Source organism: Salinirussus salinus (genome assembly GCF_009831455.1).
Classification (GTDB): domain Archaea; phylum Halobacteriota; class Halobacteria; order Halobacteriales; family Haloarculaceae; genus Salinirussus; species Salinirussus salinus.
In genome coordinates this window covers 244,491-258,423 of the sequence record NZ_WOWO01000003.1, presented here as the reverse complement: position 1 = coordinate 258,423, position 13,933 = coordinate 244,491, and the positions used below count along the sequence as shown (strand labels likewise).

Annotated in this window: 14 protein-coding genes; 10 read left to right on the top strand and 4 right to left on the bottom strand. The window is 71.4% G+C overall.

All coding sequences use genetic code 11. The features are described from left to right. Nucleotides 1-6: 6 nt before the first annotated feature. A complete protein-coding gene (locus GN153_RS11220; RefSeq protein WP_159902764.1) occupies nt 7-879 on the top strand; it encodes a PhzF family phenazine biosynthesis protein in 873 nt (290 codons plus the stop codon). A 189-nt stretch (nt 880-1,068) separates the two neighbouring features. Then, the gene (locus GN153_RS11215) at nt 1,069-2,484 is read left to right on the top strand and encodes a PAS domain-containing sensor histidine kinase (RefSeq protein WP_159902762.1); all 1,416 of its coding nucleotides are present in this window, start codon (nt 1,069-1,071) and stop codon (nt 2,482-2,484) included. Between the two features lie 48 nt (nt 2,485-2,532). Here the strand turns inward: GN153_RS11215 and GN153_RS11210 are convergent, their stop codons facing one another. Further along, nucleotides 2,533-3,189 carry a DJ-1/PfpI family protein gene (locus GN153_RS11210; RefSeq protein WP_159902760.1) on the bottom strand — a complete coding sequence of 219 codons (657 nt, stop codon included), beginning with the start codon at nt 3,187-3,189 and terminating at the stop codon, nt 2,533-2,535. A 138-nt stretch (nt 3,190-3,327) separates the two neighbouring features. On the opposite strand from GN153_RS11210, the gene GN153_RS11205 reads away from it, so the two are divergent. Then, nucleotides 3,328-3,534, top strand: a complete 207-nt coding sequence (locus GN153_RS11205) for a hypothetical protein (protein WP_159902758.1) — start codon at nt 3,328-3,330, stop codon at nt 3,532-3,534. A gap of 166 nt (nt 3,535-3,700) precedes the next feature. Then, nucleotides 3,701-5,677, top strand: a complete 1,977-nt coding sequence (locus GN153_RS11200) for a DUF460 domain-containing protein (RefSeq protein WP_159902756.1) — start codon at nt 3,701-3,703, stop codon at nt 5,675-5,677. A gap of 76 nt (nt 5,678-5,753) precedes the next feature. On the opposite strand, the gene GN153_RS11195 is transcribed toward GN153_RS11200, so the two are convergent. Both GN153_RS11195 and GN153_RS11190 read right to left on the bottom strand, forming a co-directional pair. Further along, on the bottom strand, nt 5,754-7,088 hold the full coding sequence (locus GN153_RS11195; protein ID WP_159902754.1) for a type IV pilin: 1,335 nt from the start codon (nt 7,086-7,088) through the stop codon (nt 5,754-5,756). Nucleotides 7,089-7,132: 44 nt separating this feature from the next. After that, complete coding sequence (locus GN153_RS11190; protein ID WP_159902752.1) at nt 7,133-7,375, bottom strand: DUF7470 family protein; 243 nt, start codon at nt 7,373-7,375, stop codon at nt 7,133-7,135. Between the two features lie 88 nt (nt 7,376-7,463). On the opposite strand from GN153_RS11190, the gene eif1A reads away from it, so the two are divergent. From eif1A to GN153_RS11165, 5 genes are all read left to right on the top strand, one after another. Then, the gene (gene eif1A / locus GN153_RS11185; RefSeq protein ID WP_159902750.1) at nt 7,464-7,751 is read left to right on the top strand and encodes a translation initiation factor eIF-1A; all 288 of its coding nucleotides are present in this window, start codon (nt 7,464-7,466) and stop codon (nt 7,749-7,751) included. Nucleotides 7,752-7,799: 48 nt separating this feature from the next. Continuing rightward, nucleotides 7,800-8,660, top strand: a complete 861-nt coding sequence (rio1, locus tag GN153_RS11180) for a serine/threonine-protein kinase Rio1 (RefSeq protein WP_159902748.1) — start codon at nt 7,800-7,802, stop codon at nt 8,658-8,660. Nucleotides 8,661-8,945: 285 nt separating this feature from the next. Continuing rightward, entirely contained in the window at nt 8,946-9,443 is a 498-nt protein-coding gene (locus tag GN153_RS11175) for a GNAT family N-acetyltransferase (RefSeq protein WP_159902746.1), read from the top strand. A 73-nt stretch (nt 9,444-9,516) separates the two neighbouring features. Continuing rightward, the gene (locus GN153_RS11170; protein ID WP_159902744.1) at nt 9,517-10,065 is read left to right on the top strand and encodes a KH domain-containing protein; all 549 of its coding nucleotides are present in this window, start codon (nt 9,517-9,519) and stop codon (nt 10,063-10,065) included. A 93-nt stretch (nt 10,066-10,158) separates the two neighbouring features. Continuing rightward, a complete protein-coding gene (locus tag GN153_RS11165) occupies nt 10,159-11,487 on the top strand; it encodes an MFS transporter (protein ID WP_236544796.1) in 1,329 nt (442 codons plus the stop codon). A 24-nt stretch (nt 11,488-11,511) separates the two neighbouring features. Here the strand turns inward: GN153_RS11165 and GN153_RS11160 are convergent, their stop codons facing one another. After that, nucleotides 11,512-12,015: a TspO/MBR family protein gene (locus tag GN153_RS11160; RefSeq protein ID WP_159902742.1), complete on the bottom strand. Its 504-nt coding sequence runs from the start codon at nt 12,013-12,015 to the stop codon at nt 11,512-11,514. 182 nt (nt 12,016-12,197) lie between these two features. Here GN153_RS11160 and thsA point away from each other — a divergent pair, with 182 nt between their 5' ends. Further along, the gene (thsA, locus tag GN153_RS11155; RefSeq protein ID WP_159903789.1) at nt 12,198-13,883 is read left to right on the top strand and encodes a thermosome subunit alpha; all 1,686 of its coding nucleotides are present in this window, start codon (nt 12,198-12,200) and stop codon (nt 13,881-13,883) included. The last annotated feature ends 50 nt before the right edge of the window (nt 13,884-13,933 follow it).

Sequence of the window (13,933 nt, the reverse complement as noted above, 5' to 3'; positions counted from 1 at the left end):
TCGGGCATGCCCCACGACCTGCACATCGTCGACGTGTTCGCGCGGGAGCGGTACACCGGAAACCAGCTCGCAGTGGTGGAAAGCGAGGGGACGACCGGCGACGAGGAGATGCAGGCGATAGCGCGCGAGATGAACTACTCGGAGACGACCTTCGTCGAGTCCCGCGAGGACCCCTACCGGGTGCGCATCTTCACCCCCGAGGCGGAGGTGCCCTTCGCCGGCCACCCGACGCTGGGGACCGCCCACGTCGTCCGCGAGCGGGTCGCCGACGGCCGCCCCGAGGAGGTCACGCTGGCCCTGAACGTCGGGGAGGTACCCGTCGAGGTCCGCGAGCGCGACGGGCGGGAGACGCTGTGGATGACCCAGCAACCCCCCGAATTCGGCGACGAACTCGACCACGGGCGGCTCGCGGGGGTACTGGGGCTGTCGGCCGACCGGCTCGACACCGACTGGCCGGTCCAGGTCGTCTCGACGGGGCTGCCGACGGTTCTCGTCCCCCTCGCGGACCGCGAGGCGCTGACGGACATCGACCTCGACCGCGGGGCCTACGACGACCTGACGGGCGACCGGGAGGCGAAGCTCGTCCACGCGTTCTGTGCGGACCCGCGTGACCCGGACAACGACCTCGCGGTCCGGATGTTCGCGCCGGCCTACGGCGTCCCGGAGGACCCGGCGACTGGGTCGGCCAACGGCTGTCTGGCGGCCTACCTGGCCCGGCACGCCTACTTCGGGAGCGGGGTCGTCGACGCCCGCGTCGAGCAGGGGTACGAGATGGGTCGGCCCTCCCTGCTCTACCTGTGCGCGACCGACCGCGGGGACGACGTCCGCGTCGAGGTGGGGGGGCGCGTGGTCGACATCGCTCGCGGCGAACTGCTCTGAGCGGGCAGTCGCGGGGGGACACGGGCCGCCGCCGGCCAAACCGCTTATAGTCCGGCACGGAGGAGCATGGGGCATGGGTGTGGTGGCCGGACGCGCCGCGTTCGGGAGCGCGGCGCGCGTCAGGAACGGAAGTGACACGGGGTGGCCGCGGGGACGCGGTGACGTCCCGGAACCGACTGGAGGGGACGCGTGACCGGGCGCCAGGCGTTCCGGACGCTGCTCGACACCGTCCCCGGCGGCGTGTTCGAACTCGACGCCGACGGGCGGATGCGCGAGGTCAGCGAGGGGTGGGCCGACATCGTCGGGGCGGCGCCGACAGCCCTGGAGGGGCGGCCGTTTCTCGAGCTGGCCGAGGAGGGGACGGTCCCGGAGCACCTTCCCGAGGAGTACCGGGCGGTGGCGTCGGACCTGCTCGCGGACGGGGTCGACCGCGAGCGCGGGCGGCTGACCGCCGAAGTGACGCCACGGGACGGCGGCGAGCCCCGCGTCTGTGAGTTCCACGTCAGGCCGCTCCCGCACGACGACGCCTGCCGCGGGTGTGCGGTGGGGGTACGGGACGTCACCGAGCGGGAACGCTGCCGCGAGGAGCTGGAGACGCTGCGCGAACAGACCGGGTTCGCGCTCGCGGCGACCGACGCGCTGATCTGGACGGTCGACCCCGAGACCGGCGAGCCGGTGTCGTACACCGGCGACGTGGAGGAGGTGTTCGGGGTCGTCCCGGAGGACGTCGGGGCCGCCGCGGAGTTCTTCGACCGGGCGGTCCACCCCGAGGACCGCGGGGCGGTCGAGCGGGCGTGGACGGAGCTGCTGGAGGGAGAAGTCGACGACGTGACCGTCCAGTTCCGGACGGCCTTCGAGAAGGGGGTGGAGACCAGGTGGGTGGAAGCCGGCGCACACCGCCACGAGGACGGCGAGACGGAGTGGCTGGTCGGGCTGGCCACGGATATCACCGCCCAGAAGCGCCGCGAGCAGCGGCTGCGGCGCCAGAACGAACGGCTCGACGAGTTCGCGAGTATCGTCAGCCACGACCTGCGGAACCCGCTCAACGTCGCCCGGATGCGCACGGAGCTCGTCGCCGAGGACTGCGACAGCGAACACCTCGACGCGGTCGCGGACGCACACGCGCGGATGGAGGGGCTGATCGAGGACGTCCTGACGCTCGCGCGGGAGGGCGGGGGTGTGCCCGACACCCAGTCGGTCGACGTCGGGAAACTCGCTCGCGGGGCCTGGCACACCGTGCAGACGTACGACGCGGCGCTGGTCACCCCCGGGGAGACCCTCGTCCGCGCGGACCCGACGCGGCTCCAGGAACTGCTGGAGAACCTCTTCGTCAACGCGGTCGAGCACGGCGGGCGCGGGGTGACCGTCAGGGTCGGCGAGCTGCCCGACGACTCCGGGTTCTACGTCGAGGACGACGGGTCGGGACTCCCCGAGACGGACCGCGACCGGCTGTTCGATCCCGGTCACTCGACGGCCGAGGAGGGCACCGGATTCGGGCTCTCCATCGTCCGCGAGGTCGCCGACACGCACGGGTGGACGGTCAGGGCCACCGACGGCGCGGACGGCGGCGCCCGCTTCGAGGTTACCGGCGTCGACGTCGAGTGACGCCGCCTCCCCGCGACCGGTGTCACGGCCCTGGAACGGCGACGGCGGTCAGCCGTCCGCGACGTGTGTCGGGCCGCGCCGCTCGTGCTCGATTGACCGGGCGACCGCTGCCGCGAGGTCGTCGCCGTACTCCCGCTCCAGGATGTAGAGCGCGAGGTCGAGCCCGGAGGTGACGCCGCCACAGGTCAGCACGTCGCCGGCGTCGACGACGCGGGCATCGACGACCTCGGTGCCAGTGTCCCGGAGGTCCTCCAGCGCGCCGGCGTGAGTGACCGCCGGCTTGCCCTCGAGCAGACCCGCCCGCTCCAGCAGCATGCCGCCGGTGCAGACGCCCGCAACCGTGGTCCCCGCGGCCGCCCGCTCGGCGAGCAGGTCCGGGATGACGCCGCGTTCGGCCTCGGCCCGGGTCCCCGTCTCCGCGCGGTCGTTCCACCCCCCGCCGGGGACGACCAGCAGGTCGGGGTCGAGTTCGGCCACGCTGCCGTGGGACTCGACGGTCATCCCGTAGGCGGAGGTGACCCGCTCGGCCATGTCGGCGGTACACAGCGAGGTCTCGAAGCCGGGGTCCGGGTCGGTCCCGGCCGCCGACCCGGACGCCGAGGCGGACAGCCGGTCGGCGCCGATAGAGAGCACCTCGTAGGGCCCCACGGCGTCGAGGGGTTCGAACCCCTCGTAGACGAGGACGCCGGCGTGTGAGACGGGCATGGGCTCACTACCGTGGGAGCGTTCATCAAGATGGCGACGGTGTGTGTCGGCTGCCACCGGGGGCCGGCGTGGCAGCCTGTGACCCGCGGGCGTGCGCGCATCGAAAGCAGGTTCACAACCGGGAGCGAAAGGATACGTATGTCCTCCGAGAGAGCCTGTCCGGACTGCGGGGAGCCGCTGGAGCGGATGGAGTTGCAGGGAACCGACATCACCGGAACGCTCGCCATCGTTTCGCCCGCCGCTGACGACAGGTTGTTCGCCGGCGTCCGGGCCGACGAAGTTCTCACGCCAGTTCCGTACGTCTGTCCCGAGTGCCGGCGAACGCTCGTGTACGCCGAGGAGTGACCGCCGCGGAGCGTGCGGCGGGTCGCCGGTTTCGGCGGACGGACACGGCAGCGGCTCGCGGCTGCCGGACCTCACGAGACGGGCAGTCGAGCCGGTTCCGTGACCGGAGCGAACCGCCGGCCTCGGCCGCCGTGGATTTATACAGAACCGTCACCTACCGAGACCTGTGAACGCCCGTACGGGCCCGCTGGACGCGGTGGTGTTCGGGGTCGACATCCAGAGCGGGGACGTCCGCGGCGACGCCCCCTCCTACGCCCTGGTCGTCTTCGACGGCGAGGATATCGAGCGCGACGTGGTCTCCTACCGGAAGCTCCGCCGGCGGGTGGAAGAGGAGCGGCCGGCCATCCTCGCCACCGACAACATGTACGAACTCGCCGAGGACAAGGACGCGCTGGTCCACCTCCTCGGGTCGCTTCCCGACGAGACCAGCCTCGTTCAGGTCACCGGCGCCGAACAGCCCGAGCCGCTCTCGCGGGTCGCCTCCCGCCACGGGGTGCCCTACGGCAAGAAACCGATCAAGGAGGCCGAGGCCGCCGCGCGGCTGGCGGCCGCGAACGTCGGCCAGGAGGTCACGGCCTTCACCGACCGGACCGAGGTGAAAGTCGCCCGCGGCCGCTCGACGGGAGGTGGCGGCGGGTGGAGCGAGGACCGTTACACCCGCCGGATCCACGGCGCCGTCCGCAAGCGGGCCCGCGAGGTCGAGTCCGAACTCGACGCCGCCGGCCTCGAGTACGACCGGGACGCCACCGAGAAGTACGGCGGCTTCTCGAACTGCGTGTTCACGGTGGAGGCGCGCCCGAGCGACATTCCCGTCTCGACGGAACGCTCGGGGGACACCCGCATCGAGATCGAGCGGGTCCGGCGGGACGGCATCGAGTTTCGCCCGCTCGCCAAGCGCCGGGACCACGTCCTCGTCGGGGTCGACCCCGGGACGACCACCGCAGTCGCGGTCGTCGGGCTGGACGGCGAGGTGCTGGACTTGCTGAGCACCCGCACGGCCGACACGAGCGAGGTGATCGAGTGGGTCGTCGAGCGGGGGCGGCCGGTGGTCGTCGCCGCGGACGTGACCCCGATGCCCGAGACCGTCGAGAAGCTGCGCCGGAGCTTCGACGCGGCGGGCTGGACGCCGGAGCGGGACCTGCCGGTCGACGAGAAACAGCACCGGACCCGCGAGGAGGGGTACGACAACGACCACGAGCGCGACGCGCTGGCGGCCGCCCTCTCGGCGTACGACGACCACGAGGACCAGTTCGACCGGGTCGCCGCGAAGGTCCCCCCGCGTCAGGAGGTCGGCCCGGTCATCGCACGCGTGCTGGGCGGCGAGGAGTCCGTCGAGACGGTGCTCGCCGACCTGGCCGACGACGACGGGGACAGCGACGGGGGCGGGACCGAGCACACCGAGCGCGAACTCACCGCCGAGGAAAAGCGGATCAAGCGCCTGGAGGCCCGCGTCGAGCGTCTGGAGGGTCACGTCGACGACCTGAAAGCGACCATCGAACGCAAGGACGAACAGCTCGCGGAGTACGAGGCCGAACTCTCCGAGGCCCGCCGCGAGGAGCGCCGGGAGGCCCGCGAGCGCCGGGAGGTCACCCGGCTGGAGCGGGAGAACGACCGCCTGGAGCGGGAACTCGACGAGGAGCGCGAGCGCGTCGAGGACCTGGAGGGCAAACTGGAGCGGCTGAAGGCGCTGTGGAAGCTCGACCACTCGAACTTCGCGGACGTCGCCGAGAAGAAGGCCGGACTGGTCCCCGTCAAGGTCGTCGAGCAGTTCACGACCGGCGCCATCGAGGCCGCCGACGAGGCGTTCGGGCTGGCCGAGGACGACGTCGTCCTCTTCCGGGACGCCAGCGGGGCCGGCCGGTCGACCGCCCAGCGGCTGGTCGAGGTCGGGCCCCGCGTGGTTCTCCGGAACGGCCAGCTCTCGAACGTCGCCGACGAGGTCCTCTTCGAGCACGAGGTCCCGGTCGCGCCCGCGGACCTCGTGACGGTCCAGGAGGTCGACGAACTCGCCGTCGCCCGCGAGGCCGAAGTCGAGGAGGCCATCGCCGACTGGGAGGCGCGGGCGGCGGAACGGCGCCGCCAGCAGAGCGCCGAGATGGTGGACCAGATCATCAGCGAGCATCGGGCGGGGGAAGGGGACTGAAAGGAGCCTTCCGGCGCGAGCGGAAAGCGAGCGAGCGCAGTGAAATCGCCCTCCAATAGCGAGCGGGGAGCGTCCGTCAGGCCTCGGGGCCCGAGTCGGTAGCGAGGGTCCGGGAGGTGGAGCCGTCGGCGGCGGTCCAGACGAGGCTGAGGTCGTAGCCAGGGCGGGCTCCGAGGACGAGGGAGTCGCCGGCCTGGACGGCGGGCTGTTCGCCGATGGTGCCACTCGCCTCGCCGCCAAGGGCGGCCCACGCGCCGGTCGCCCCGACGCCCTGGCCTTCGGCGGAGAGCCGGGCAGCGGCGATGTGGTCGCCGCCGCGGTGCTGGACCGTGAGCTGCTCGGCGGCGGGGTCGTAGTCGAATCCGAAGACGGCCTCCGGGGCGTCGACGGGCCGGGACCCGAGCCCGAGGACGAAGGAGACGACGACGGCGGCGACGGCCGTCGCGATGGCGACGCCGCCCTCGGAGTTGCGGACCGTCACCGTCGGGCCGTCGCGGGACAGCTCGGTTTTCGTCAGCAGGCGCTCGACCCGCGAGCGGAGCTGTGGCCGCTCGATCTGGTCGAGGTCCGCCCGGACCGCTTCGATCCCCTCCCCGAGCTGGGCGCGGAGCGCCTCCGCGCTCTCCACGTCCTCCGTCCTGGCGGTGAGCGACAGCAACAGCGACCGGCCGTCGCGGAACAGGGAGCCGTAGCCGTACTCGATGTCGCGGGCAGCCGCCGCCTGACCGCCAGACCCGGACAGGCGCTCGGGGGGGATGTCGAAGCCAAAGCGCATGTACCCGCCGCGGGCCGCGGCGTAGGCGGTCCGGACCTCCCCGCCGACGGGCTGGACGTCCCCGTTCTGTACGTCGACGACGCGTTCGACGGCCATCGGGGTCCCGAGGACGTACCGGCCGTCACCGAGGACGGCGAGCTGGGAGCCGTTGCCGGAGCCGTAGACCGTGTGGTCGCCGTACGTGCGCTCGGTCACGTCGACCGACGTCTCGACCAGCTCCGTGACCTCGGCGTCGGTGAACTCGGTCCGGACGAGCAACGCGCCGTCGCCGGTGGCCACGGAGCCGAAAGCCAGCAGCTCGTTCATCCGGCGGGGGTCGAGCCCGCTGCGCTCCTCGGCGAGGTCGAGCGCCTCCGTGACGGTGAGCTGTGGGATCCGCTGGCCCAGGTCCGCGACCAGGCGGTTGACCCGCTCGCGGAGCACCTCGTCCTCGAACATCGACTGGAGGTCGGCGTGGACGACGGCGGTGGCACCCTCCGGGACGGCGTCGAGACGGGACGTGCCGTCGGGGTCCGGCGTGCTCTCGCCGTCCCCGCCATCGCCGAACAGGCCGGCACAGCCGCTCAGTGCCGACGTGGCGGCGAGGCCGGCCACGCCACCGGCTCGCAGGACATCGCGTCTGGAGGGGCCGTCCATACCAGGTGGTCTCGTGTTGTGGGTGTATACTTTATGGGCTCCGCTCACTCCAGGTCGTCCAGGTCGTCCATCCCGCCCATCCCCCCCATGCCGCCCATCCCGCCGCCACCCATCATCCCGAGCGCGGAGACGAGGTTGCGGACGATCCCGTAAACGACGAAGCCGAGGCCGGCGATCACGAGCGCGATACCGCCGGCGACGACGAGATTCTGAGAGGCGACGACGCCGATACCGGCCAGCAGGAGGAGGACGCCGAAGACGCCCCCGATGCCGAGTCTGTCGAACATACCCCCGATGGCCGGCGGAGGGGGTTAAGTCTCCCCGTTCGGCTCCACGTTGCAAAGCTTAAACAGCCTCGCCGGCGAAGCTCGGGGTATGAGCGACAACGAGGGCCGAACGGACCTCCGCATGCCCGAGGAGGACGAGGTGTTCGCCATCGTCACGGACATGCTGGGGGCCAACCGCGTCAAGGTACGGTGTATGGACGGCGTCGAGCGAACAGCCCGGATCCCGGGCAAGATGCAGAAACGCATCTGGATCCGCGAGGACGACGTCGTCCTCGTCGAGCCCTGGGACTGGCAGGACGAGAAGGCCGACATCACCTGGCGCTACGAGAAACAGGAGGCCGACCAGCTCCGCGAGGAAGGACACATCCAGGAATGACGCCGCACGCCCCCGCCGGTCCGGCCCGCCCGGGCCGCCTTTTCTGACATGGCCGAGTACGGCCTGCTGGACACCGACGAGGCCGACGCGCCCGGCGACGAGTGGGAGGAACTCGACGTCTCCGACACCGAGGCCGACCGGGTCGCCCGCGCACAGGACCGGGAGTTCGACGAGTTCCGCAAGCGGATCAAGGACGCAGACCAGTTCAAGGTCGAGGCCAGCGTCTTCGACGACGCGACCTACGGCGCGCTGTACAAACTGGTCCAGGACGGCCACATCGACGCCTTCGGCGGCCCGGTCTCGACGGGCAAGGAAGCGAACGTCTACACCGCCCTCGCGGGCGACCGGGAAGTGGCGGTGAAGGTCTACCGGATCAACGCCTCCGACTTCACGGACATGCGGGGCTACCTGGAGGGGGACCCCCGCCTGGAGGAACTGGGCGGGAACAAGAAGGCCGTGGTGACGGCGTGGGTCAAACGCGAGTTCGCGAACCTCAAGCGCGCGCGGGCGGCGGGCGTGCGGGCGCCGGAGCCGGTCGCCGTCGAGCGCAACGTGCTCGTGATGGAGTTTCTGGGCACCGAGACCGGCCGGGCCAAGCGGCTCGGCGAGGTCCACGTCGAGAACCCCGAGACCGCCTTCGAGGTGGTCCGGGAGTACCTCCGCCGGCTGTACGACGCCGGCCTGGTCCACGGTGACCTCTCGGAGTACAACGTCGTGGTCCACGATTCCGAGCTGTACGTCATCGACCTCGGGCAGGCGGTGACGGTGCACCACCCCAACCACGAGGACTTTCTCGAGCGGGACTGCGAGAACGTCGCGGCCTTCTTCGCCCGACAGGGCGTCGACACCAGCGGCGACGAGCTGCTGGCGTACGTCCGCGAGCACGCGGAGCCAGGCGAGGACGATTGAGCACCGCGAAATCGGCCTCGAAGCGAAGCGGGGAGAGAACGACCCGCGGAGCCAGGCGAGGACGATTGAGCACCGCGAAATCGGCCTCGAAGCGAAGCGGGGAGAGAACGACCCGCGGAGCCAGGCGAGGACGATTGAGCACCGCGAAATCGGCCTCGAAGCGAAGCGGGGAGAGAACGACCCGCGGAGCCAGGCGAGGACGATTGAGCACCGCGAACTCCCGGAACCGCGAGCGGGAGACACACCCCCGCAACGGTCATGTTTCTATGCGGTAGAGTGACACACATGGAGCCTCGTGTTCGGCCGGCGACGCCGGCGGACGTCCCCGGGATCAGACGGGTCGCCAGCGCGGGGTGGCGGGCTGCCTACGGCGACATCATGGAGGAAGAGACCATCGAGGAGACGCTGTCGGCGTACTACGCCCCGGAGGAAGTCGAGCGGGCAGTCACCGCCGAGGGCGTCGTCTATCTGGTCGCGGTCGCCGGGGAGCGGGTCCTCGGCTACGCGAGCGGGACCGACAGCGAGCACGGGCCGGGCGCGGAGCTCGTGAACATCTACGTCACCCCCGACCGCTGGGGGGAGGGTGTCGGGAGCCGCCTGTTCGAGACCCTCCGTGCGCGCCTCCGCCAGCGCGGGTACGAGCGCGTGCGCGCCGTCGTCCTCGCCGAGAACGGGGCCGGCCTCCCGTTCTACCGTCGCCACGGGTTCGAGCAGGTCGAGGAGCGGGAGGAAGTCGTCGGCGGGGAGCCCCACCGGGCGTTCGTGGTCGCGCGGGAGCTGTAAGGCCCGCCGGAGCCGGCAGGTGCGGGCCACGACGAAGGACTTTAACAGCAGCCTGGCGTACGCGAGCGTACTTATGCAGCACGTGAAGGTTCCCGACGACCGCATCGGCGTCCTGATCGGTGCGGGCGGCGAGACGATGCGGGAGATCGAGGCCCGGGCCGAGGTCCGGCTGGATATCGACAGCGAGACCGGCAGCGTCCGCATCGAGACCGTCGGGGACCCCGTCACCGCCCTGAAGGCCCCCGACATCGTGAAGGCCATCGGCCGGGGGTTCGCCCCGGAGGACGCGCTGCGCCTGCTCGAGGACGACATGATGATGTTCGACATCGTCGACATCGAGGCCGCCTCCCGGAACAAGAACGACCTGCGCCGCCAGAAGGGCCGGCTCATCGGCGAGGACGGCCGCACCCGGGAGCTGATGCAGGAGCTGACCGGCGCCTCGGTAGTCATCTACGGCACGACCCTCGCGGTCATCGGCGGCCCGCGCCAGGTCGACGCCGTCCGGGAGGCAGCCGAGATGCTGCTGGACGGCGCCCCCCACGGCGCGGTCTACTCCTTCCTCGAGCGCAGGCGCAACGAGCTCAAACACCGCGGGCTGGAGTATCACCAGTTCACCGGCTGAACCGCCCCGGACCGAAGCCGTGATAGCGACCGGGACCTGTCGGGTCGGACAGCCCTTGCAGATGAGCCAGACGGCGACAGCACGAGGGAAGCGGTGACGTCGACTTCGGACGCGAACACGGGAACGGACGTTGGCACGGGCGCGGATGCGAACGGAGAGACAGCCGGCGGTCGCTCCGGCTCGCCGTCCCCGGCACGGCTCACGCTCGCGGTCATCCTCGCATCGGCGACGCTGACGGTGATGGCCGGCGCGATCATCGGGCCGGTCGTCCGCCAGATCGGGATGGGCGTCGGCGTCTCGGAGTCGCTGGCGGGGCTTGTCATCACGACCCACGGGGTCGTCATCGTGGTCGCCAGCCCGCTTGCCGGCGCGCTGATCGACCGCGTCGGGCCGCGGGGCCCCTACCTGCTGGGGCTGGGGCTGTACGGGGTCGGCGGCGGGGCCGGCCTCGTCGTCGACTCCTTCGGCGCCCTGCTGGCCTCCCGGGTCGTCCTCGGAGCCGGCGTCGCGCTCGTCTACACCGGGGTGACGGTCCTCATCTACACCCTCTACCGGGGGCGCCGGATGGACCGGGCGCTGGGGCTGCGCAGCAGCGCGAACAGCCTCGGCGCGGCCGTCTGGCCGCTGGTCGGCGGGGCTCTGGGGACCGTCTCCTGGCACGCCCCCTTCGGCGTGTACCTGGCCGCCCTGCCGCTGGGGCTGGTGGCGCTGGTGGCGGTCCCCGCGACCGACCACGGCGGGACGACCGGCGGTGGCGGGACGGGCGGCAACGGTGGGACGACCGACACGCGGCCCGGCCCGGGCGAGCAGGTCCGGGAGCTTCTGGCCGTCTTCCGCCGGCTGCCCGCGATCCCGGCGGTCTACCTGCTGTACTTCGGCGCCAACCTCTTTCTGTACGTTGTCGTGGTGTACTATCCGCAGTTGCTCGCCGGGCTCGGGGTGACCTCGACGCTGTCGGTGGGGCTGTACCTCGCGGCCAACGGCGCCGCCTCGGCGGTGGCCGCGGCGGCCTACGACCGGCTTGTGGGCCGCTTCGGCCGTCACCGGCTCGTGCTGGCGGCCTTCGGGCTGTGGGTCGCCGGCTTCGGTGTCGCGGCCGCCGTCGAGGGGGCGCTCGCGGCCGCAGTCCCGGTCCTCGCGCTCGGGGTGGGGACCGGGCTGGTCTTCCCCTCGGCGTTCGCCTGGGTCGAGGCGCTCTCGCCGCCGGACCGGCAGGGGAGTCTCGCCTCCTACATCGCCTCCGCGGGCTACCTGGGACAGTTTCTCTCCCCGCTCGCCTTCGGGGTGGTCGTCCCGGTGGCGGGCGTCCGGGGTGTCTTCGGGGCCGCCGCGCTGGCCGCCGGGCTCGGTGGCGTCGTGCTCGGGGTCGGGCTGGCCGTCCACGGTCGCCGCGTGGACGAGCCGGTGCCGGAGTCCGGGTAGGTCATCGCCCGCGTCCAAAACGGTTCAATTCAGGACCAGAAACCGGTAGTTCAGCAGCGCGGCGAAGGTCACCCAGAGGAGGTAGGGGACCACAAGCGCCGCGGCCCGGCGGTCGACGCGGGCGAAGGCCCAGAGCGTGGCGGCGACAAGCGGCCACAGCGCGACGATGACGGCGAGCCCGAGCGCGAGGTTCTCGAGGGCAAAGAAGGCAGGCGTCCACGCGACGTTCAGCGCCATCTGGGCAGCGAAGACGCCGAGCGCGACCCGCACGGGGCGGTGCTCGGGGCCGGCCAGCCAGACCAGCGCCAGCGCGACCCCCAGCAGCGTGAACAGGGCGGTCCAGACGACGCCGAAGGCCCACGGCGGCGGGTAGATGTCGGGTTTCACGAGCGAGCGGAACCACGCCGAGTCGGGGCCGGCCAGCAGCGCCGGGACCGCGCCGACGACGTTGACGCCCACGACGCCGGCGAGCACGGTCGGGAGGTCCCCGCGGTCGAGCGAGACGCGGGAACGGGCGGTATCGACCATGTAGGACTGTCAACACGAGGGGGGATAAGCGGTTCGCAGCCGGCGAGGCACACTCTTAAATCGGCCCGCGACATTCGTTGCCACACCGCGTATTCGCTCCCCCGGTCGGTGCTCTCGCCGGCGCCCAAGGAAAAGTTTATATAGAACCACAGACAATCACTCTCTTGACTATGGCTCAGCAGATGGGTAACCAGCCCCTCATCGTACTCTCCGAGGACTCCCAGCGGACCTCGGGCAAGGACGCACAGTCCATGAACATCACGGCCGGGAAGGCCGTCGCGGAGGCGGTCCGGACGACACTCGGCCCGAAAGGGATGGACAAGATGCTCGTCGACGACGCGGGCAGCGTCGTCGTCACCAACGACGGGGTGACCATCCTCGACGAGATGGACATCGAGCACCCCGCCGCGAACATGATCGTCGAGGTCGCCCAGACCCAGGAGGACGAGGTCGGCGACGGCACCACGACGGCGGTCGTCATCGCGGGCGAACTCCTCTCGAAGGCCGAGGACCTGCTCGACCAGGACATCCACGCCACCATCCTCGCGCAGGGATACCGCCAGGCCGCCGAGCACGCCAAGGAGCTGCTCGAGGAGAACGCCATCGACGTCGACGCCGACGACGACGACACCCTCGAGCACGTCGCGGCGACGGCCATGACCGGCAAGGGCGCCGAGAGCGCCAAGGACACGCTGGCCGCGCTCGTCGTGCAGGCGGTCCAGTCGGTCGCCGACGAGGAGGGCGTCGACACTGACAACGTCAAAGTCGAGACCGTCGTCGGCGGCTCCATCGACGAGTCCGAGCTCGTCGAGGGCGTCATCATCGACAAGTCCCGCGTCCACGACAACATGCCCCACTTCAAGGAGGACGCGGACATCGCGCTGCTGGACACCGCGATCGAGGTCCCCGAGACCGAACTCGACACCGAGGTCAACGTCACCGACCCCGACCAGCTCCAGGAGTTCATCGACCAGGAGGAACAGCAGCTCCAGGAGATGGTCGACGCCATCGCCGACGCCGGCGCCGACGTCGTCTTCTGTCAGAAGGGCATCGACGACATGGCCCAGCACTACCTCGCCCAGGAGGGTATCCTGGCGGTCCGCCGCGCGAAGAGCTCGGACATCGAGGCGCTGGCGCGGGCGACCGGCGGCCGCGTCGTCTCCAGCATCGAGGACATCACCGCCGAGGACCTGGGCTACGCCGGCTCGGTCACCGAGAAGGACCTGGCGGGCGACGAGAAGATCTTCGTCGAGGACGTCGAGGACGCCAAGGCAGTCACGCTCATCCTCCGCGGCGGCACCGAGCACGTCGTCGACGAGGTCGAGCGCGCCATCGAGGACGCGCTGGGCGTCGTCTCCGCCACCCTGGAGGACGGCAAGGTCCTCCCCGGCGGCGGCTCCCCCGAGACCCTGCTCTCGCTGGGCCTGCGTGACTACGCCGACAGCGTCGGCGGCCGCGAGCAGCTGGCCATCGAGGCCTTCGCGGACGCCATCGACGTCATCCCGCGCACGCTCGCGGAGAACGCCGGGCTCGACCCCATCGACTCGCTGGTCGAGCTCCGCTCCGAGCACGACAGCGGCAACAGCACCGTCGGCCTGAACGCCTACACCGGCGAGGTCTCCGACATGTCCGAGGAGGCCGTCGAGCCGCTGCGGGTCAAGACCCAGGCCGTCGAGTCGGCCACGGAGGCCGCCGTGATGATCCTCCGGATCGACGACGTCATCGCCGCCGGCGACCTGAAGGGTGGCCAGGGCGACGACGACGACGAGGAACCCGGTGCCGGCGGTCCCGGCGGCGGTATGGGCGGCGGCATGGGCGGCATGGGCGGCGGCATGGGCGGCATGGGCGGTATGGGCGGCGCGATGTAAGACCACTTTTTACTCCCTCGGGTGCCTTGCGCGGCTTCGCCGCGCTACGG

Coding starts and splice junctions, on each gene's coding strand:
- GN153_RS11220 (WP_159902764.1), top strand. CDS start 7: ATGCCCCACGACCTGCACATCGTCGACGTGTTCGCGCGGGAGCGGTAC.
- GN153_RS11210 (WP_159902760.1), bottom strand. CDS start 3,189: ATGCCCGTCTCACACGCCGGCGTCCTCGTCTACGAGGGGTTCGAACCC.
- GN153_RS11205 (WP_159902758.1), top strand. CDS start 3,328: ATGTCCTCCGAGAGAGCCTGTCCGGACTGCGGGGAGCCGCTGGAGCGG.
- GN153_RS11195 (WP_159902754.1), bottom strand. CDS start 7,088: ATGGACGGCCCCTCCAGACGCGATGTCCTGCGAGCCGGTGGCGTGGCC.
- GN153_RS11190 (WP_159902752.1), bottom strand. CDS start 7,375: ATGTTCGACAGACTCGGCATCGGGGGCGTCTTCGGCGTCCTCCTCCTG.
- eif1A (WP_159902750.1), top strand. CDS start 7,464: ATGAGCGACAACGAGGGCCGAACGGACCTCCGCATGCCCGAGGAGGAC.
- rio1 (WP_159902748.1), top strand. CDS start 7,800: ATGGCCGAGTACGGCCTGCTGGACACCGACGAGGCCGACGCGCCCGGC.
- GN153_RS11175 (WP_159902746.1), top strand. CDS start 8,946: ATGGAGCCTCGTGTTCGGCCGGCGACGCCGGCGGACGTCCCCGGGATC.
- GN153_RS11170 (WP_159902744.1), top strand. CDS start 9,517: ATGCAGCACGTGAAGGTTCCCGACGACCGCATCGGCGTCCTGATCGGT.
- GN153_RS11160 (WP_159902742.1), bottom strand. CDS start 12,015: ATGGTCGATACCGCCCGTTCCCGCGTCTCGCTCGACCGCGGGGACCTC.
- thsA (WP_159903789.1), top strand. CDS start 12,198: ATGGGTAACCAGCCCCTCATCGTACTCTCCGAGGACTCCCAGCGGACC.